The 18,081-nt window shown below is 72.0% G+C and carries 16 protein-coding genes and 1 tRNA gene; 14 read left to right on the forward strand and 3 right to left on the reverse strand.

Going from position 1 to position 18,081, the window contains the following annotated elements:
• Positions 1-106: 106 nt before the first annotated feature.
• From moaC to ACWC24_RS14500, 5 genes are all read left to right on the forward strand, one after another.
• The gene (gene moaC / locus ACWC24_RS14480) at positions 107-619 is read left to right on the forward strand and encodes a cyclic pyranopterin monophosphate synthase MoaC (RefSeq protein WP_450663143.1); all 513 of its coding nucleotides are present in this window, start codon (positions 107-109) and stop codon (positions 617-619) included.
• Entirely contained in the window at positions 616-1,158 is a 543-nt protein-coding gene (locus ACWC24_RS14485) for a MogA/MoaB family molybdenum cofactor biosynthesis protein (RefSeq protein ID WP_450663144.1), read from the forward strand. Before moaC ends, ACWC24_RS14485 begins: the two co-directional genes overlap by 4 nt.
• Positions 1,159-1,175: 17 nt before the next feature.
• Positions 1,176-1,811, forward strand: a complete 636-nt coding sequence (locus tag ACWC24_RS14490) for a GNAT family N-acetyltransferase (RefSeq protein WP_450663145.1) — start codon at positions 1,176-1,178, stop codon at positions 1,809-1,811.
• Positions 1,812-1,982: 171 nt separating this feature from the next.
• Positions 1,983-3,299 carry a divisome protein SepX/GlpR gene (gene sepX / locus ACWC24_RS14495; protein ID WP_450663146.1) on the forward strand — a complete coding sequence of 439 codons (1,317 nt, stop codon included), beginning with the start codon at positions 1,983-1,985 and terminating at the stop codon, positions 3,297-3,299.
• A 129-nt stretch (positions 3,300-3,428) separates the two neighbouring features.
• Positions 3,429-3,502, forward strand: a tRNA-Ala gene (locus ACWC24_RS14500).
• A gap of 159 nt (positions 3,503-3,661) precedes the next feature.
• On the opposite strand, the gene ACWC24_RS14505 is transcribed toward ACWC24_RS14500, so the two are convergent.
• Positions 3,662-4,138, reverse strand: coding sequence for a GNAT family N-acetyltransferase (locus ACWC24_RS14505; protein ID WP_450663147.1), 477 nt, complete (start codon positions 4,136-4,138; stop codon positions 3,662-3,664).
• 68 nt (positions 4,139-4,206) lie between these two features.
• Between ACWC24_RS14505 and ACWC24_RS14510 the strand changes: the two genes are divergently transcribed.
• Positions 4,207-5,010: an exodeoxyribonuclease III gene (locus ACWC24_RS14510; protein ID WP_450663148.1), complete on the forward strand. Its 804-nt coding sequence runs from the start codon at positions 4,207-4,209 to the stop codon at positions 5,008-5,010.
• A 17-nt stretch (positions 5,011-5,027) separates the two neighbouring features.
• On the opposite strand, the gene ACWC24_RS14515 is transcribed toward ACWC24_RS14510, so the two are convergent.
• Positions 5,028-5,648 (reverse strand): MerR family transcriptional regulator, encoded by a 621-nt coding sequence (locus tag ACWC24_RS14515; protein WP_450663279.1) that lies wholly within the window; start codon positions 5,646-5,648, stop codon positions 5,028-5,030.
• Between the two features lie 188 nt (positions 5,649-5,836).
• Between ACWC24_RS14515 and ACWC24_RS14520 the strand changes: the two genes are divergently transcribed.
• The 4 genes from ACWC24_RS14520 to ACWC24_RS14535 all read left to right on the forward strand — a co-directional run bounded on the left by ACWC24_RS14520 (position 5,837) and on the right by ACWC24_RS14535 (position 9,594).
• Positions 5,837-7,531 (forward strand): flavin-containing monooxygenase, encoded by a 1,695-nt coding sequence (locus ACWC24_RS14520; protein ID WP_450663149.1) that lies wholly within the window; start codon positions 5,837-5,839, stop codon positions 7,529-7,531.
• On the forward strand, positions 7,528-8,445 hold the full coding sequence (locus tag ACWC24_RS14525; RefSeq protein WP_450663150.1) for an alpha/beta fold hydrolase: 918 nt from the start codon (positions 7,528-7,530) through the stop codon (positions 8,443-8,445). Before ACWC24_RS14520 ends, ACWC24_RS14525 begins: the two co-directional genes overlap by 4 nt.
• Positions 8,442-9,326: an SDR family oxidoreductase gene (locus ACWC24_RS14530; RefSeq protein ID WP_450663151.1), complete on the forward strand. Its 885-nt coding sequence runs from the start codon at positions 8,442-8,444 to the stop codon at positions 9,324-9,326. The genes ACWC24_RS14525 and ACWC24_RS14530 overlap by 4 nt, the downstream gene beginning before the upstream one ends.
• 85 nt (positions 9,327-9,411) lie before the next feature.
• A complete protein-coding gene (locus ACWC24_RS14535) occupies positions 9,412-9,594 on the forward strand; it encodes a hypothetical protein (RefSeq protein ID WP_450663152.1) in 183 nt (60 codons plus the stop codon).
• 168 nt (positions 9,595-9,762) lie between these two features.
• Here ACWC24_RS14535 and ACWC24_RS14540 read toward each other — a convergent pair whose 3' ends face one another.
• Entirely contained in the window at positions 9,763-13,002 is a 3,240-nt protein-coding gene (locus ACWC24_RS14540) for a S41 family peptidase (RefSeq protein WP_450663153.1), read from the reverse strand.
• Between the two features lie 219 nt (positions 13,003-13,221).
• Here ACWC24_RS14540 and ACWC24_RS14545 point away from each other — a divergent pair, with 219 nt between their 5' ends.
• The 4 genes from ACWC24_RS14545 (at position 13,222) to ACWC24_RS14560 (ending at position 17,647) form a co-directional block, all read left to right on the forward strand.
• Positions 13,222-13,821: a TetR/AcrR family transcriptional regulator gene (locus tag ACWC24_RS14545; protein WP_450663154.1), complete on the forward strand. Its 600-nt coding sequence runs from the start codon at positions 13,222-13,224 to the stop codon at positions 13,819-13,821.
• Between the two features lie 99 nt (positions 13,822-13,920).
• The gene (locus ACWC24_RS14550; RefSeq protein WP_450663155.1) at positions 13,921-16,152 is read left to right on the forward strand and encodes an MMPL family transporter; all 2,232 of its coding nucleotides are present in this window, start codon (positions 13,921-13,923) and stop codon (positions 16,150-16,152) included.
• Positions 16,153-16,316: 164 nt separating this feature from the next.
• A complete protein-coding gene (locus tag ACWC24_RS14555; RefSeq protein ID WP_450663156.1) occupies positions 16,317-16,832 on the forward strand; it encodes a YbaK/EbsC family protein in 516 nt (171 codons plus the stop codon).
• On the forward strand, positions 16,829-17,647 hold the full coding sequence (locus tag ACWC24_RS14560) for an EamA family transporter (protein ID WP_450663157.1): 819 nt from the start codon (positions 16,829-16,831) through the stop codon (positions 17,645-17,647). Before ACWC24_RS14555 ends, ACWC24_RS14560 begins: the two co-directional genes overlap by 4 nt.
• The last annotated feature ends 434 nt before the right edge of the window (positions 17,648-18,081 follow it).

An 18,081-nucleotide genomic window follows, 5' to 3' on the forward strand; every position in this document is an offset into this window, starting at 1 on the left:
AGGACGGTCCTGGCCCGCTGCGCGCCCCGGCTTGGCGGTACCGTGTCGCGCACAACAGGCCCGTGCGCCGCACCGCGACGGGCCCGGACCGGGAGCGCGCCACACCATGACTGTGCCTTCCCGGGGGGAGACCCCCGGACCGCCTGTGCAGGACCGACTGACCCACCTCGACGACGCGGGCGCCGCCCGTATGGTCGACGTGTCCGACAAGGCCGTGACCGCGCGTACCGCCCGCGCCGCCGGCCGGGTCCTGGTCTCGCCGCGCGTGGTCGAACTGCTGCGCGGGGAGGGGATGCCCAAGGGTGACGCCCTGGCCACGGCGCGGATCGCGGGCATCATGGGCGCCAAGCGCACCCCCGACCTGATCCCGCTGTGCCACCCGCTCGCGGTGTCCGGTGTGAAACTGGACCTGTCGGTCGCGGACGACGCCGTGGAGATCGTGGCCACGGTGCGCACCACGGACCGCACGGGCGTCGAGATGGAGGCCCTCACCGCGGTCTGTGTCGCCGGGCTCACCGTGGTCGACATGGTCAAGGCCGTGGACAAGGGAGCGGTCATCACGGACGTGCGGGTGGAGGAGAAGACGGGCGGCAAGTCGGGCGACTGGAGCCGCTCATGAGCGGCACGGCGTCGCTCGACGACGCGCTGACGACGGCCTACGCCGCCCTGGTCGTGACCGCCTCCAACCGGGCGGCCGCCGGGGTCTACGAGGACCGGGGCGGACCGCTGCTCGCGGAGGGTCTGCGCGGCCTCGGCTTCGCCGTCGACGGACCGCAGGTAGTGCCCGACGGGGACCCGGTGGAGAACGCGCTGCGCGCCGCCGTCGCGGCCGGGTACGACGTCGTGGTCACCACCGGCGGCACCGGCGTCTCGCCCACCGACCGCACCCCCGAGGCCACCCGCAAGGTGATCGACCGGGAGGTGCCGGGCATCGCGGAGGCCGTCCGGGCGTACGGACGCGAGAAGGTGCCGACCGCGGCGCTCTCCCGGGGCCTGGCCGGACTGGCCGGCGAGACCCTGATCGTCAACCTGCCGGGCTCGACCGGCGGGGTGAAGGACGGCCTGGCCGTGCTGGCACCCCTGCTGGTGCACGCCGTCGACCAGATCCGGGGCGGCGACCATCCCGGCCCCGGCGCCGGCAGTGGGGGTGCGAGCTGAACAGCGCGTCCTGGCCGGTGGAACTGGTGGACGGCGATGTCGTCCTCCGGCCGATAAAGCTGCGCGACCAGCGGATGTGGCGCGAGGTCAACCGGCGCAACCGTGACTGGCTGCGCCCCTGGGAGGCGACCATTCCGCCGCCCACGCCCAGCGGTCCGATAGCGCACCGGCCGACCTACCGTCAGATGGTCCGGCATCTGCGCGGCGAGGCGAGGGCGGGCCGGATGCTGCCGTTCGTCATCGAGTACCAGGGCCGCCTGGTCGGGCAGTTGACGGTCGCGGGCATCACCTGGGGCTCGATGTGCTCGGGCCATGTCGGCTACTGGGTGGACCAGTCCGTGGCCGGGCGCGGGGTGATGCCGACGGCCGTGGCGCTCGTGGTGGACCACTGTTTCCGCACGGTCGGACTGCACCGGGTCGAGGTCTGCATTCGGCCCGAGAACAGGCCGAGCCGCCGGGTCGTGGAGAAACTCGGATTCCGCGAGGAGGGGCTGCGGCCCCGTTATCTCCACATCGACGGAGCGTGGCGGGACCATCTCGTCTTCGCGCTCACGGCGGAGGAGGTGCCGGAGGGCCTGCTGAGTCGTTGGCGGCGGACCCGTCCCCGGAGCGTGCCCCGGGACCAGGGAATCCCGCACGGCCCGGGTAATTGAATAAACGTTCGAAATTGATCGGAGGGTGACCGCCTCGGGCATTAAATAGGCGCCCGCGGTGGCCCGCTGATCGCATCGGTCGCAAAAAAAGCTCGAAATATCAGCCAGATCGTGCGACACACCGGCTCAATTGGCGGATGGCCTCACGTAAACCCCTCTACCGTGTGAGACGTGAGCAGCAGCGGCCTCATCTACGCAGTCATTGTCGGGGCCTGGGCCGCCTACTTGGTGCCGATGTGGCTCCGTAGGCAGGACGAGCTGAACGAGGCCCGTCCGACGGAACGCTTCAGCACCGCCATCCGGCTGCTGTCCGGAAGGGCGGGTATGGAGCGCCGATACGCCAAGGACCTGCAGGCGCGCTCCGCCGAGGAGGGGGAGCCCGACGCCGACGATCCGGACGCCGTCACCGATTCGGTGGACGTCCGGGCCTTCGCCATGCCCCCGACCCGCCCGAGGACAGAAGCAGTGGTACCGGCACAGGCACCGCAGCACCCGGAACCGACCCGCGAACCGACGCGCGAAGCGGCGCACGCCCCCGGCCGCGAGCCGGTGCGCGAAGCGGCGCAGGAACCGGCGCACGACCGGCACGGCGCGCCGGCCCCCGAACCCCACGGCACCCCGAAGCGCACCCGCGCGGCGGAGGAGAGGCGCGCCGCCTCGGCACAGGCGGCCGCCGCCCGCGCCAAGCGCTCGAAGGCACTGGCACGCCGCAGACGCACGACAGTCCTGCTCTTCGTCGCCTTCACGCTCGGCGCGATCGTCGCGGCCGTCGGAGGTCTGGCGTTCCTCTGGGCGCCCGGCGTGCCCGCCGTGCTGCTCAGCGGATACATCGCCTACCTCCGCACCCAGGAGCGCCGGCGTTTCGCCTTCCACATGGACCGGCGGCGCGCCGAGGTCGCGGCCCAGCGGCTGCGGGAACGCAGCCGCCAGCCGCGTCGGCGTGCGGCGGTCGAGACCGGCTCGCGGGCCGAGCCGGACGCCGGCGAACCCGAGGCGGCCTACGACCCGGAGACCGACTCCGCCCTCTCGGCGGCGCTCGCCGCCGACCGGCGCGCGCTCGTCGAGCAGACCGACCACGCGGAGTGGGTCGACCAGCAGCGGGAGCGGCAGCGGCGGCCGGGCCCGGGCGAGAGCTGGGACCCGGTGCCGGTGCCGTTGCCGACGTACGTGACCGCGCCGGTCGCCCCCCGGGCCACCTCCGACGTGGATCTCGGCGGGCCGGACGCGTGGAGCTCCGCGCGGTCCAGCTCCGTCGCCCGGGAGCCGGAGATCGAGGCCGAGACGGCCGAGGCCACCGGGCCGGCCGACGACGGGTCCGTGCCGGGCGCCGACGCGGACGACGCCGGGCCGGCGGACGAGCGGGACGGCGCGGGCGGTCGCAGCGACGCCCGCCGGGCCGCGTCCGCCCGTCGTTCGCGCGAACGCGGACGTACGCCACTGTTCGACCAGTACGACGACGGCGGGCGCCCCCGGGCGGCCAACGAGTGAGGCTTCGCGGTGGGACGGGCGCGCTCCCCGTCCCACCTGCGACGTCGCCCCCGATCGGCCGCCGGTCGGGGGTCCGGGAACGGATTTCCAAGCACGGCGATCGGGATGCTAGAGTTTCACTCGTTGCAAGGGCCTGTGGCGCAGTCCGGTAGCGCACCTCGTTCGCATCGAGGGGGCCAGGGGTTCGAATCCCCTCAGGTCCACTGCAGCTCAAAGCCCCGGTCGGGAAACCGACCGGGGCTTTGGCCATTTCGTACGGAACACGGACACGGGCCGGTCCGTGCGGCGCGAAGCCCCGACCGGGTCTCCCGGCCGGGGCTTCGGCATTCGTGTGGATGTGACCAGGCGCACGCGTCCGTCGGTCACAGCGCCTTGGCGTAGCAGCGGCTCGAGTCGTGGAAGCGGTAGAAGCCGAACTTGACGCACGGTTCGTAGCCGCTGGAGGAGTAGAGGGCGATGGCCTCGGGCTGCTTGACGCCGGTCTCCAGCACCATGCGGACCCGGCCGGCCGCGCGGGCGTCCTCCTCCAGGGCGGCCAGCATCCGGCGGGCGAGCCCACGGCCGCGGGCGTCCGCGACGACGAACATGCGCTTGAGCTCGGCGTCGCCGTCCTCGTTGCCCTCGCCGTTCTTGTCCTGGGCGCGCCAGCCGCCGGTGGCGAGGGGCCGGTCGGTCTCGTCGTACGCGATCAGGTACGCGCCGTTCGGCGACTCGAAGTCGGAGGGGGCCAGGGGAGTGGCGTCACCGCCGTCGCCGTAGCGCACGTGGTACTCGGCCTGGACCTCGTCGTTGAGCCGGACGGCGTCGGGGTGATCGAACGGGACGGGACGTATATTCATGTCACTCACTGTATGTGTATGCACAATCGAAATCGGGACTCCGTCCAGTGTGCCGGTATCGTGCCCTGGTGCTGACTGTGACCACGGTGAATGTGAACGGGCTGCGGGCCGCCGCCAAGAAGGGCTTCGTCCCCTGGCTGGCGGAGACCTCCGCCGAGGTGCTCTGCCTCCAGGAGGTGCGCGCCGAGCCGGGGCAGCTGCCCGAGGAGGTGCGCGCCCCGGAGGGCTGGCACGTCGTGCACGCCCCGGCCGCGGCCAAGGGGCGCGCGGGCGTCTCCCTCTACACCCGGCGCGAGCCCGACGCGGTGCGGATCGGCTTCGGATCGGCCGAGTTCGACGGCAGCGGGCGCTATGTCGAGGCGGACCTGCCGGGCGTCACGGTCGCCTCGCTCTATCTGCCCTCCGGCGAGGTCGGCACGGAGCGGCAGGACGAGAAGGTCCGGTTCATGGACGAGTTCCTGCCCTATCTGAAGGGCCTGCGCGAGCGCGCCGCCGCCGACGGGCGCGAGGTCGTCGTCTGCGGCGACTGGAACATCGCCCACCGGCAGGCCGACCTGAAGAACTGGCGGGCCAACGCCAAGAACTCCGGCTTCCTGCCGGAGGAGCGGGAGTGGCTCGGCAACGTCCTCGACCCGGCCGACGGCGGCTACGTCGACGTCGTACGCGAACTGCACCCGGACGCGGAAGGCCCGTACTCGTGGTGGTCGTACCGGGGGCGGGCCTTCGACAGCGATTCAGGTTGGCGCATCGACTACCACCTCGCGACGCCCGGGCTCGCGGCGAAGGCCGTCAAGGGATACGTCGAGCGGGCCGCCACGCACGGCGAGCGGTGGTCGGACCATGCGCCGGTGACCGTGGTCTACAACCTCTAGGGCCCGTCCGGCCGGGCTCAGTCCTGCTTGCGCAGGTGGCGGTCCAGGGCCAGGGAGAGTTCCGCCTCGACCACGCTGCGGGCCAGGGGGCGCAGGCGCTGGAGGTCCTCCTCGGGGGCGTGGCGCAGGACCAGGGAGCGGAAGAGTTCCGCGAGGGCGTCCGCGTGTTCGCGGACCTGTTTGCCCGCCGCCAGGACCTCCGCGAGCGGTATGCCCTCGCGGACCAGGGCCGAGGAGACGTCCAGCAGGCGGCTGCTGATGTGGACGATCTCGTCGCCGTCGGTGCCGAGGTAGCCGAGGTCCAGCGCGGCCGCGAGGTTCTCCGGGGTGACCTCGCCCTCGAAGCGGGCGGCGAGTTCCTCGGGGGTGAGGCGGACCGGCTCCTCCTCGGTGGGGGCGTCGAGGCCGAGCAGTTCGCCGACGTCACGGCCGTGGTCGAAGGCTTCCGCGAGTTCGGCGATGCCGTTCAGGGTGTGGCCGCGTTCCAGCAGCGCGGAGATGGTGCGCAGCCGGGCCAGGTGATGGTCGTCGTACCAGGCGATACGGCCCTCGCGGCGGGGTGGCGGGATGAGTTTGCGTTCGCGGTAGAAGCGCAGGGTGCGGACGGTGATGCCGGCCAGCCTGGCCAGCTCCTCCATGCGGTACTCGCGTCGTACGCCGTCTTCTGCCACGCCGGAAGCCTATGCCGTGCCGGTGCCGGCCGGGGCGGACGGCCGGTGCCGATGTCCTTCCCGCGCCCCCTACCCATCGGTACGCCACTGCTCTACTCTCCCCATTGCGCCAGTGTTCACTGGCGCAGTCCGAGGCGATGCGTGGAGGCTCAGGGATGGCCGAGCACGAGCACGAGCATGTACGGGTGGCGGTGATCGGGTCCGGGTTCGGCGGACTCGGGGCGGCCGTGCGGCTGCGACGCGAGGGGATCACCGACTTCGTCGTCCTGGAGCGGGCGGGCAGCGTCGGCGGCACCTGGCGGGACAACAGCTATCCCGGCTGTGCCTGCGACGTCCCGTCCCACCTGTACTCGTTCTCCTTCGCGCCCAACCCGGACTGGCCGCGCACCTTCTCCGGGCAGGAGCACATCCGCGCCTACCTGGAGCACGTGACGGACCTCTTCCACCTGCGGCCCCACATCCGCTTCGACTCCGAAGTGAAGCTGATGACCTGGGACCCGCAGGGGTTGTACTGGGAGATCGAGACCACGAGCGGGCGGCTGCGCGCCGACGTCGTCGTCTCCGCCACCGGGCCGCTGTCCGACCCGAGGATCCCGGACATCCCGGGACTGGACTCCTTCCCCGGCGCGGTCTTCCATTCGGCCCGCTGGGACCACGGCCAGGAACTGCGCGGCAAGCGGGTCGCGATGGTGGGCACCGGGGCGTCCGCGATCCAGATCGTGCCCGCCGTCCAGCCCGAGGTCGGCCGGCTCACCCTCTTCCAGCGCACCCCGCCGTGGGTGATGCCCCGCGTCGACCGCGCGATCACCGGGGCCGAGCGGGCGCTGCACCGGGCCGTGCCGCTCACCTCGCGGATGCGCCGCGGACTGCTGTGGGGCATAAGGGAGTTGCAGGTCCAGGCGTTCACCAAGCACCCGGACGAACTCGGTTTCGTCGAGCGGCTGGCCCGGCGCAACATGACCCGTGCGATCAAGGACCCGGCCCTGCGGGCCAAGCTGACCCCCGACTACCGGATCGGCTGCAAGCGGATCCTGCTGTCCAGCGAGTACTACCCGGCCCTCGCCCGGCCCAACGTGGACGTGGTGGCGAGCGGGCTGCGCGAGGTCCGCGGCTCCACCCTGGTCGCCGTCGACGGCACCGAGACCGAGGCCGACGTGATCGTCTTCGGCACCGGCTTCCACGTCACCGACATGCCCATCGCCGAGCGGGTGGTCGGAGCCGACGGGCGGACGCTCGCCGAGTCGTGGAAGGGCGGGATGCAGTCCCTGCGCGGCGCCTCGGCGGCCGGCTTCCCCAACTGGATGACGATCATCGGGCCCAACACCGGCCTGGGCAACTCCTCCATGATCCTCATGATCGAGTCCCAGCTCAATTACCTGGCCGACTACATGCGGCAGTTGGGCGTGCTCGGCGGGCGCGCGGCCCTCGTCGCCCGGCCGAGCGCGGTGAACGCCTGGAACCGCCGGGTGCAGGACCGGATGAAGCGCACGGTGTGGAACACCGGCGGCTGCACGAGTTGGTACCTGGACGCGAGCGGGCGCAACACCACCATCTGGCCGGGCACGACGAGCGAGTTCCGGCGCGAGACCCGACGCGTGGACCTCACGGAGTACGAGGTGCTGCGCGCCCCGGTCGACCGGCGGTCCGTGCGGTCCGGTGCCGCCGAACCAGCCGGAGCCGCCGAACCTGCCGAAGCCGCCGAAGCCGCCGAACCTGCCGAAGCCGTCAGACGCGCCGAAATCGCCGAATCCGCCGCGCAGTCCGCGCAGTCCGGGCAATCCGGGGAATCCGGGCAGTCCGGGGAATCCGGGAAGTTCGGCGCCGCCCGGAAGTCGGGGGCGAGCGCATGAGCCGTCTCGCCCCCGCCACCACGGACGTCTACGCCCCGCCCGTCCCCGCCCGCGAGCTGACCGCCGTCTCCGCCGACGGCGCCGAACTCCATGTCGAGGTGCACGGCCCCGAGGGCGCCCCGCCCGTCGTCCTCGCCCACGGCTGGACCTGCTCCACCGCGTTCTGGGCGGCCCAGATCCGCGACCTGGCCGCCGACCACCGGGTGATCGCCTACGACCAGCGTGGCCACGGACGCAGTCCGGCGAGCGCGGGCTGTGGCACGGACGCGCTCGCCGACGACCTGGAAGCCGTACTGGAGGCGACCCTCGCGCCCGGCGAGAAGGCGGTCGTCGTCGGGCACTCCATGGGCGGCATGACGGTCCTGGCCGCCGCCGCCCGGCCGGTGTTCCGCGCGCACGCGGCGGCCGTCCTGCTGTGCAGCACGGGCAGTTCGCGGCTGGTCGCCGAGTCGACCGTCGTACCGATCCGGGCCGGCGCGCCGCGGACCTGGCTGACCCGGCACATCCTCGGGTCGAGGGCACCGCTCGGACCGGTCACGCCGGCCGCGCGGCGGATCCTCAAGTACGCCACGATGGGCGCCGGTTCGACGCCGCACATGGTCGACGCCTGCGCGCGGATCGTCCACGCGTGCCCGCGCAGGGTCAGGCACGCCTGGTCGCAGGTGCTCCACCTGCTCGATCTCGATCACGGGGTCGCGGAGCTGGCCGTGCCGACGGAGGTGGTCGTGGGCACCGCCGACCGGCTGACCCCGCCGGTGCACGCCCGCTCGCTGGCCGCCGCGCTGCCGCACTGCGTCGGCCTCACCGAACTCCCCGGCCTCGGCCACATGACGCCCGTCGAGGCGCCCGAGCTGGTCACCGGGCGGATCCGGGCACTCGTCACCACGTACGTACAGGTCAAGGAGGGCGCATGAGCAGGGTCGGTCTCGAAGGGCAGGTCGCGGTCGTCACGGGAGCCGCGCGCGGCGTGGGCGAGCAGCTCGCGCGCAAGCTGTCCGCGCGTGGCGCCAAGGTGGCGCTGGTGGGGCTGGAGCCGGACGCCCTCAAGCAGGTCTCGGAGCGGCTGCACGGCGAGAGCGCGCACTGGTGCGCCGACGTGACCGACGACGAGGCCATGGCCCGGGTCGCGCGGGAGGTCGTGGAGCGGTTCGGGAAGGTCGACATCGTGGTCGCCAACGCCGGGGTCGCCACCGGCGGACCGTTCGCCGACTCCGACCCGGTGGCCTGGCGGAGGGTGATCGAGGTCAACCTGATCGGCTCGGCGGTGACCGCCCGCGCCTTCCTCCCGGCGCTGGTGGCAAGCCGTGGCTACCTGCTCCAGATCGCCTCCCTGGCCGCCATCACGCCCGCCCCGATGATGACCGCGTACTGCGCGTCGAAGTCGGGCGTGGAGGCGTACGCGCACAGTCTGCGCGCCGAGGTCGGCCACCAGGGCGTCCGGGTCGGGGTGGGGTATCTGTCCTGGACCGACACGGACATGGTGCGCGGGGCCGACCAGGACGAGGTGATGCGGGAGCTGCGGCAGCGGCTGCCGTGGCCGTCGAACAAGACCTACCCGCTGGGTCCCGCGGTGGACCGGCTGGTGGCCGGGATCGAGCGGCGGGCCGCCCATGTGTACGGGCAGTGGTGGCTGCGCGGGATGCAGGGGGTGCGCGGATATCTGCCTGGGCTCATCGGGAGCGTCGGGCAGCGGGAGATGCGCCGGTTCGCGCCCAGGTTGCAGGGGATGCGATCGGGCCTGGTGGGAGCGGGTGGAGCGGCCGACGAACAGGCCCGCGCTACGCACCGTGACTGATCGACATGCGCTCCGTGTCCGGCCGTGTGAATCTGGTCGAGGCCCGATCAAGGGCCTTCCCCCCCCAACACGGGAGTGAACCCACATGGGTATGAAGGACAAGTTCCAGGACCAGGCCCAGCAGGTGCAGCAGAAGGGCAAGCAGAAGGCCGACGAGGCCAAGCAGCGCGCCCAGCAGTCGCAGCAGCGGGGTCGTGAGCCGCAGCGTGACACGGAGCGCAGCCTCCGTGAGCAGGAGGACCGCTTCAACCAGGACTACGACGCCTGAAGCGGACTTCCTCGCTGAACCAAGCTGAATGAGCAAGGGGTGCCCCTGACGAGGGGCACCCCTTCCTCGCGTCCTCAAGTCCCACGCGGCCGTGCCCCCTTGCCGGTGGTGTGCCGGCCGGACCGTGCCCGGCCGGCCTTCACTCCGGTGGTCTCGGCTCCGGTGGTCTCAGCCCCGCGGCGGCAGCTTCGGCCGGGACCGGTCCGGTACCCGGCTGCGGTCCGGCGGGGTCGCCGGCGGGTTCGTCTCCAGCAGGTCCAGGGCGAGCTGTACGGCGTCGTCGAGCTGGGCGTGCCGTCCCTCCGCCCAGTCCAGGGGGGTGCGCAGCACCTCCAGGTCGGGCAGCACGCCGTGGTTCTCGACGGACCAGCCGTAGGCGTCGAACCAGGCCGCGTTCATCGGCACCGTGATCACCGTGCCGTCGCCCAGCTGGTGCCGTCCGGTCATGCCGACCACTCCGCCCCAGGTGCGCTGGCCGACCACCGGGCCGAGGTTCAGCAGCTTGAAGGCGGCGGTGATCATGTCGCCGTCGGAGGACGTGGCCTCGTCGGCGAGGGCGACCACCGGGCCCCTGGGGGCGTTCGAGGCGTACGACACCGGCTGGGCGTCGCGCGTCAGGTCCCAGCCGAGGATCCGGCGGGTGAGTTTCTCCACGACCAGTTCGCTGATGTGGCCGCCGGCGTTGCCGCGTACGTCCACGATGAGCGCGGGCCGGGAGACCTCCATGCGCAGGTCCCGGTTGAACTGGGCCCAGCCGGAGCCGCCCATGTCGGGGATGTGCAGATAGCCGCAGTGTCCGGCGCCCAGTTCCCGTACGACCTCGCGGCGCTTGGTCACCCAGTCCTGGTAGCGCAGCGGCCGGTCGTCGGTGAGCGGCACCACGGCCACCCGCCGGGACCGGCCCGCCTTGCCCTCCGCGGGGGCGAAGGTGAGCTCCACCGTCGTGCCGCCCGCGGCCGCCAGCAGCGGGTACGGGCCGGTCACCGGGTCCACCGGCCGCCCGTCCACATGGGTGAGGACGGCTCCCTCGCGGATGCCGGTGCCGGCCAGCGGGGAGCGGGCCTTGGAGTCGGAGGAGTCGCCGGGCAGGATCCGCTTGACCATCCAGCCGCCGTCCCGGCAGACCAGGTTGGCGCCCAGCAGGCCCTGGCGGCGCTGGTAGTGCGGCGGGCCCTCGTTGCGGCGCGAGGGGGTGACGTACGCGTGCGAGGTGCCGAGTTCGCCCAGCACCTCGCGCAGCAGGTCGGCGAACTCGTCGGGGGAGGCGACCCGTTCGACCAGCGGACGGTACTGCTCCAGCACCCCGTCCCAGTCGACGCCGCACATCCCCGGGTCCCAGAAATAGGCGCGGATGAGACGGCCGGCCTCGTCGTAGGCCTGACGCCACTCGGCGGCCGGGTCGACCTCGTGCAGGATGCGCCGCAGGTCGATCCAGACGGTGCTGTCGCTGTCGCCGGCCTCGCCGGACGGCACCGCCCGCAGCTCGCCCTCGTCGACCACGACCAGCCGGGTCCCGTCCCCGCTCACCGCGAACCAGTCCAGGTGGTCGACGAGTTCGGACTTTTTCGCCTTGGTGATGTTGAAGTGCTCCAGCGTGGGCCGGCCGCTGGTGTCGTCCGGGTTGACGAAGGTCTCGCCCAGCGCGCCCGAGATCGGCCAGCGCAGCCAGACCAGGCCGCCGCCCGCGACCGGGTACAGCGCGGAGTACTTGGAGGCGGTCACCGGGAACGGTGTCACCCGGCTCTCCAGCCCCTCGACCTCCACGGTCACCGCGCCGTCGCCGCCCTCGTCCTCCATCGGGTCCAGCCCGCCGGCGGCCGGGCGGCCCTCCGGGGTCAGGGCGAACGGGGAGGGGGTCGCCGACGACAGCGGCACCAGGTAGGGGCGGCAGCCCAGCGGGAAGGACAGGTCGCCGGTGTGCACGTCGTACACCGGGTCGAAGCCGCGCCAGGACAGGAAGGCCAGGTACCGCCCGTCCCGGGTGAACACCGGGTTCTCGTCCTCGAAGCGGCCGTTGGTGACGTCGACGACGAGGCCGGTCCCGCCGTTGTGGGCGATCCGGGCCATCTTGATCTGCCGCAGCGACCGCCCGATGCCCGGGTGCGACCAGGTCAGCCAGGCGCCGTCGGGGGAGAAGGCGAGGTCGCGCACCGGCCCGTTGACGGACCGGATCAGCTCGGTCACCTCTTCGTTGGACTCCTCGGTGGCGTCGATCAGCAGCAGTCGTCCGTCGTGCGAGGCGATGGCGATGCGCTCGCCCTCCGGGTCGGAGACCAGCTCCAGGACCCGTCCCAGTTCCCCGGAGGCCAGGCGCCGGGGCGGGCGGTCGCCGGTGGCCCGGGGCAGGTAGGCGATCTCGACGGCGTCCTCGCCCTCCGCGTCCGTCACGTACGCGACCTGCCCGCCGGAGCCGAGCATCTCGGGCAGCCGCACCCGGACGCCCGGGGTGTCGGTGATGGTGCGGGCGGGGCCGTCGCGGTGGGTCAGCCAGTACAGGCTGCCGCGCACCACGACGGCGCCGGCCCGCCCGGTCTCGTCCACGGAGATGCCGTCCACGTGCTGGGCGGCCGGTACCTGGTAGGGGCGGCGGCCGGCCCGGGGTCCGCCCAGCCGGATGTCGAGCCTGCGCGGTACGGAGCGTGGGCTCAGGTCGTCGACGATCCACAGGTCGCCCGCGCACTGGTACACCACGCGGGTGCCGTCGCTGGAGGCGTTGCGGGCGTAGAAGGCGTCGTGGTCGGTGTGGCGGCGCAGGTCGGAGCCGTCGTAGGCGCACGAGTAGAGGTTGCCGATGCCCTCGTGGTCGGAGAGGAACGCGATCCGGCCGTCGGCGAACACCGGGGACTGGAGGTGGCCGCCGATGTCGGGGACCAGTTGTTTCCCGTGCAGCCACAGGCGGCCCATGGCCCCGCCGCGGTAGCGCTTCCAGACGGCCGGTTCGTGCGGCGGGGTGCCGGTCAGCAGGAGGGTCTTGCGGTCCCCGTCGAGGTCGGCGACCTGGATGTCGGCGACCGGGCCCCAGGGCATCCGGCCGCCGGGGTCGCCGTCGGTGGGCACCTTGTAGGCCCAGGTGAAGTAGGGGAAGGGCTGGCCGTGGGAGGCGACGGCGAGGATGTCGCCGTCCGGGGTCCAGCCGCAGACCTGGGTGTCGGCGCTGCCCCAGTAGGTGAGTCTTCGGCCGGGCCCGCCGTCCACCGGCGCGAGGTGGATCTCGGGGACGAGACTGCGCCAGGTCGTGTACGCGATGTCGCGGCCGTCGGGGGAGAAGCGGGGATGGCCGACCTTGGTGCGGTCGACGGTCAGGCGCCAGGCGCGGCCGGGCCCGTCGAGCGAGGTCAGCCAGAGGTCGTCCTCGGCGACGAAGCACAGCAGGTCTTCGTGGAGATGGGGCAGACGCAGATAGCTCACCTCCCCATGCTTTTCCGCCGAATGGCCCCGGGCAACTCGTGAAAAAGGGTGCGTGTCGCCCGGAGGTGACCCAGCACACGTACGAAACGGTTTCGTTTCGCACGAGGACTGGGCTACATTCGACCTGTACGAGGACGACGTACGGAACGTCGTGCGGAACGTCGTCGTGCGGAAGAATGTCGTTCGAAGCGCACGCCGGAGCGGGAAGTGGTGAGTGGCATGACCGAGGTCGCGACCGTGCGGCGCAGTCGGATCACGCCCGAGCGCGAGGCCGAGTTGTACGAGGCCGTGCTCGACCTGCTCCGGGAAGTCGGCTACGACGCCCTCACCATGGACGCCGTGGCCGCTCGCACCCGGTCCAGCAAGGCGACGCTCTACCGCCAGTGGGGCGGCAAGCCGGAACTCGTCGCCAAGGCGATCCGGCACAACAAGCCGGGCCGTGCGGGCGACATCGACACCGGATCCCTCCGGGGCGACTTCCACGCCATCGCCTCGCGCGAGGACGACTGCGCCATGGAACAGAACTCCGCGCTGATGCGGGGCCTGTTCATGGCGGTGCACCACAACCCCGATCTGCTGCGGGCATTCCGGGAACTGCTGGTGGAGCCGGAGATGGAAGAGTTCCGGGCGCTGCTGCGCCGGGCCGTCGAGCGCGGCGAGGTCCGCGCCGACTGTCCCGCGCTGGAGTACGTGGTGCACATGCTCATCGGAGCCTTCGCCACCCGGGCCCTGATCGACGACCAGCCGCCCACGCAGGACTTCCTCATCTCGTACATCGACGCCGTGGTCCTCCCCGCCCTCGGCGTTCCCACCGACTGACCCCTCCCCGCGCTAGCCCCCACCTGACGTAACCGCTCACGTCGTCGGGCTGATCACCCCTGCCCTGAATACCCCACGACTGACCGGGAGTTCGCCCTAGTGGCCACTTTCCTGTACAAACTCGGCCGTTTCGCCTTCCGGCGACGGCACTTCGTCGCCCTGATATGGGTCGCGCTGCTGACCCTCGCCGGTGTCGGCGCGGCCAGCGCCCCCGCGGCCGGCAGCACCTCGTTCTCCATCCCGGGCACCGAGGCGCAGAAGGCCTTCGACCTGCTGGAACAGCGCTTCCCCGGGATGAGCGCCGACGGCGCCACCGCGCGGGTCGTCTTCAAGGCGCCCGACGGCGAGAAGATCACGGACGCCGGCAACAAGGCCACCGTCGGCAAGACGGTCCAGGAGCTGTCCACCGGCTCCGAGGTCACCTCCGTCGCCGACCCCTTCAAGACCCGTGCGGTCAGCCAGGACGGCACGATCGCCTACGCGTCCGTGAAGTACGACGTCTCCGGCATGGAACTCAAGGACGCCGCCAAGGACGCCCTGAACGACGCGGCGCAGCACGCCCGCGACGGCGGGCTGACCGTCGAGATCGGCGGCGACGCGCTGACCGCGGCGCCCGAGACCGGCTCCACGGAGGTCATCGGCATCGCGATCGCCGCGGTGGTCCTGGTCATCACCTTCGGCTCGCTGATCGCGGCCGGTCTGCCCCTGCTGACCGCCCTGATCGGCGTCGGCATCGGCGTGTCCACGATCACGGCACTGGCGAACGCGCTGGACCTGGGCTCCACCACGTCCACCCTCGCCATGATGATCGGCCTCGCGGTCGGCATCGACTACGCGCTGTTCATCGTCTCCCGCTACCGGGCCGAGCTGGCCGAGGGCCGCGAGCGCGAGGAGGCGGCCGGACGGGCCGTCGGCACGGCGGGCTCCGCGGTGGTCTTCGCGGGCCTGACGGTGGTCATCGCGCTGGTCGGCCTCTCGGTCGTCAACATCCCGATGCTGACCAAGATGGGTGTCGCGGCGGCGGGTACGGTCGCGATCGCGGTCCTGATCGCCCTGACCCTGATCCCCGCGCTGCTCGGTTACGTCGGGCGCAAGGTGCAGCCCGCCGGGACCAAGAGCCGGCTGCTGGGCGGCGCCCGCGCCGCACGCAAGGCGGCCGAGCGTCCGGGCCGTCCCAACATGGGCGCGCGCTGGGCCAGCTTCGTCGTGCGGCGGCCGGTGGCCGTGCTGCTGCTGGGCGTGATCGGACTCGGCGCGGCGGCCGTCCCGGCCGGCTCCCTCGAACTGGGCCTCGGAGACGACGGCTCCCAGCCGGTGTCGACCACCCAGCGCCGGGCGTACGACCTGCTGTCGGACGGCTTCGGCCCCGGCTTCAACGGGCCGCTGATGGTCGTCGTCGACGCCGGCGCGAGCGACTCCCCGAAGGCGGCCGTCGCCGAGGTGAGCGACGAGATCAAGGGGCTCGACGACGTCGTGACGGTGACCCCGGCGACGTTCAACGAGGCCGGCGACACCGCGACGATCACCGTGATCCCGGACTCCAAGCCGTCCTCGGTCACCACCGAGGACCTGGTGCACGGCATCCGTGACACGGGCGCCGGGATCAAGGCCGACACCGGCGCGACGGTGCTGGTCACCGGCTCGACCGCGATGAACATCGACTTCTCGCAGAAGCTGAACGACGCCCTGATCCCCTACCTGGTGCTGGTGGTGGGCCTCGCCTTCCTCCTGCTGATCATGGTCTTCCGTTCGATCCTGGTCCCGCTGAAGGCCGCGCTCGGCTTCCTGCTGAGCGTGATGGCGGCGCTGGGCGCCGTGGTCGCGGTCTTCCAGTGGGGCTGGCTGTCCGGCCTGCTGGGCGTCGAGCAGACCGGCCCGATCATGTCGATGATGCCGATCTTCATGGTGGGCGTGGTCTTCGGGCTGGCCATGGACTACGAGGTCTTCCTCGTGACCCGGATGCGTGAGGCGTACGTGCACGGGGAGAAGCCGAGCCAGGCCGTCGTCACCGGGTTCCGGCACGGCGCCCGGGTGGTCACCGCCGCGGCCGTCATCATGATCGCCGTCTTCTCCGGCTTCATCGGCTCCAGCGAGTCGATGATCAAGATGATCGGCTTCGGCCTGGCGATCGCGGTCTTCTTCGACGCGTTCGTCGTCCGGATGGCCATCGTCCCGGCGGTGCTCGCGCTGCTCGGCCGCAAGGCCTGGTGGCTGCCGAGGTGGCTGGACCGCGCCCTGCCGAACATGGACGTGGAGGGCGAGGGCCTGAGCCGCGCCGGCGGTTCCGGCGGCACGGAACCGGACGCGCACCGCGAGCCGGCGCACGTCTGACGCCGCCGCGCCGAAGGACCGGCCGGTGAGGGCTCCGTGGGGACGGGGTGCCCTCACCGGCCTCGCGCATGTGCGCGGGGTCCGGCCCTCGGCCGGTGGTTCCGCGCGCCCGGCCCGCGGAACCCGTTCGCCTGCCCGGTACACGTACCGCTAGCGTGCCGTGCATGACGACGACCGACGGCACGGCCGCAGAAGGCTCCGCAGTACACCCCCGGTTCGCCGAGGCCCTGCGCGAGATGGGACTCGCCGAACTGCACGGGCGGGTACGGCGCTTCCCGGACGCCACCCGCACCGCCGAGGAGGCGGCCGCCGCGATCGGCTGCGAGCTGAGCCAGATCTGCAAGTCGCTGATCTTCGCGGCGGACGGAGTACCGGTTCTGGTGCTCATGGACGGCGCCTCCCGGGTGGACCTGGAACTCGTGCGCGAGGAGCTCGGGGCCGCGAAGGTGACCCGGGCCAGGGCCGACGTGGTGCGCGAGACGACCGGGTACGCCATCGGCGGCGTACCGCCCTTCGGGCACCGCACGGCGACCCGGGTGCTCGCCGACCGCTCCCTGCTCGCGCACGACGTGGTCTGGGCCGCCGCCGGCACCCCGTACAGCGTCTTCCCGATGGAGCCGAAGACCCTGATCACCCAGGCCGGCGCCACCCTCGTGGACGTGCGCGAGCCTGCTTCGTGACCCCGCTCGTGACCGCGGCCGTCCTGCTGGCCGCGGTCACGCACGCCTCCTGGAACGCGATCGCGCACCGGATCACCGACAAACTGGTCGGGTTCACGCTGATCGCGGGCGGCGGACTGCTCATCGGGCTGGCGGTGGCACCGTTCACGGGGTTCCCGCAGGCGCGGGCCTGGCCGTACCTCCTGGCGTCCGCCGCCATCCACATCGCGTACATCGCGCTGCTGATGACCTCGTTCCGGCTGGGCGACTTCGGGCAGGCCTATCCGATCGCGCGAGGCAGCGCGCCGCTCGTGGTCACCGTGCTCGCCGCGGTCTTCGCGCACGAGGTGCCGGACGGCTGGGGAGCCGCGGGCATCGCCGTGTCCTGCGCGGGCCTCACCGGGGTCGCGCTGTGGGGGCTGCGCGGGCGCCGACCCGCCTGGGCGGCGATCGGCGCCGCGCTGGCGACCGGTCTGACCATCGCCGGGTACACGGTCGTCGACGGGCTGGGGGTACGCGCCTCGGGCTCGCCCCTGGGCTACATCGCGTGGCTGATGGCCCTCCAGGGCGGGGTCGTCCCGCTGTACGCCCTCGGCCGCCGCCGCGGCGAACTCCCCTCCCAGCTACGTCCTTTCACCGCGGTCGGGCTGCTCGGCGCGGCCCTGTCGGTGGCGGCGTACGCGCTGGTGCTGTGGGCGCAGACGAAGGCCGACCTGGCACCGGTCGCGGCACTGCGCGAGTCGTCAGTCAAGTCTGGCTCATGCAGCATTACTTGCGTCCGGCCGACGGAACATCAGCGCCTCGGCAGAGCGGCTATCATGGCGGGAACGCAGTGAGTTGGGTTGTCGCTCGATGACGTGACACCCAGTCAACTCATGCTGCCGGGAGCAGTCCGACGACTGCTCTAGTCGGCAGCCTCTGAAGGACCCTGGGAGAGCAAACCAGGGCTCACCACCACAAACAGGTACCCAGATATTGCAGTAGTACCTGAGTTTCAGCGTCGGATGGGACTCAGTTCGATCACTTATGTACGTGGTCGAACTGAGTGTGCCCGCGCATGAGGTTCGGCCTTTACCCGAAGGGAAGCCGCACCGTGGCGTCCGATGTCAGCCTCTGGATCATCACTTGGTTCGGAGTCCTCGCTGCGTTCATCTACGGGGCCAAGAGCCTCCTTGATCAACTTCCGTCGCTGGTCGACTCCTGGCGCCGCTTCAAGAGGTCACTGAGGAAATGACCCTGGGAGACGAGTAGGCCCGGGGCCCCGCCTTCG

The sequence above is a fragment of the Streptomyces sp. NPDC001443 genome (genome assembly GCF_053597355.1).

Bases quoted from the DNA above. Each gene is read 5' to 3' on its own strand.
- ACWC24_RS14530 (WP_450663151.1), top strand. From the start codon at position 8,442: ATGAGCAGGGTCGGTCTCGAAGGGCAGGTCGCGGTCGTCACGGGAGCC.
- ACWC24_RS14505 (WP_450663147.1), bottom strand. From the start codon at position 4,138: ATGAATATACGTCCCGTCCCGTTCGATCACCCCGACGCCGTCCGGCTC.
- ACWC24_RS14525 (WP_450663150.1), top strand. From the start codon at position 7,528: ATGAGCCGTCTCGCCCCCGCCACCACGGACGTCTACGCCCCGCCCGTC.
- ACWC24_RS14520 (WP_450663149.1), top strand. From the start codon at position 5,837: ATGGCCGAGCACGAGCACGAGCATGTACGGGTGGCGGTGATCGGGTCC.
- ACWC24_RS14485 (WP_450663144.1), top strand. From the start codon at position 616: ATGAGCGGCACGGCGTCGCTCGACGACGCGCTGACGACGGCCTACGCC.
- ACWC24_RS14555 (WP_450663156.1), top strand. From the start codon at position 16,317: ATGACGACGACCGACGGCACGGCCGCAGAAGGCTCCGCAGTACACCCC.
- ACWC24_RS14515 (WP_450663279.1), bottom strand. From the start codon at position 5,648: ATGGAGGAGCTGGCCAGGCTGGCCGGCATCACCGTCCGCACCCTGCGC.
- moaC (WP_450663143.1), top strand. From the start codon at position 107: ATGACTGTGCCTTCCCGGGGGGAGACCCCCGGACCGCCTGTGCAGGAC.
- ACWC24_RS14535 (WP_450663152.1), top strand. From the start codon at position 9,412: ATGGGTATGAAGGACAAGTTCCAGGACCAGGCCCAGCAGGTGCAGCAG.
- ACWC24_RS14545 (WP_450663154.1), top strand. From the start codon at position 13,222: ATGACCGAGGTCGCGACCGTGCGGCGCAGTCGGATCACGCCCGAGCGC.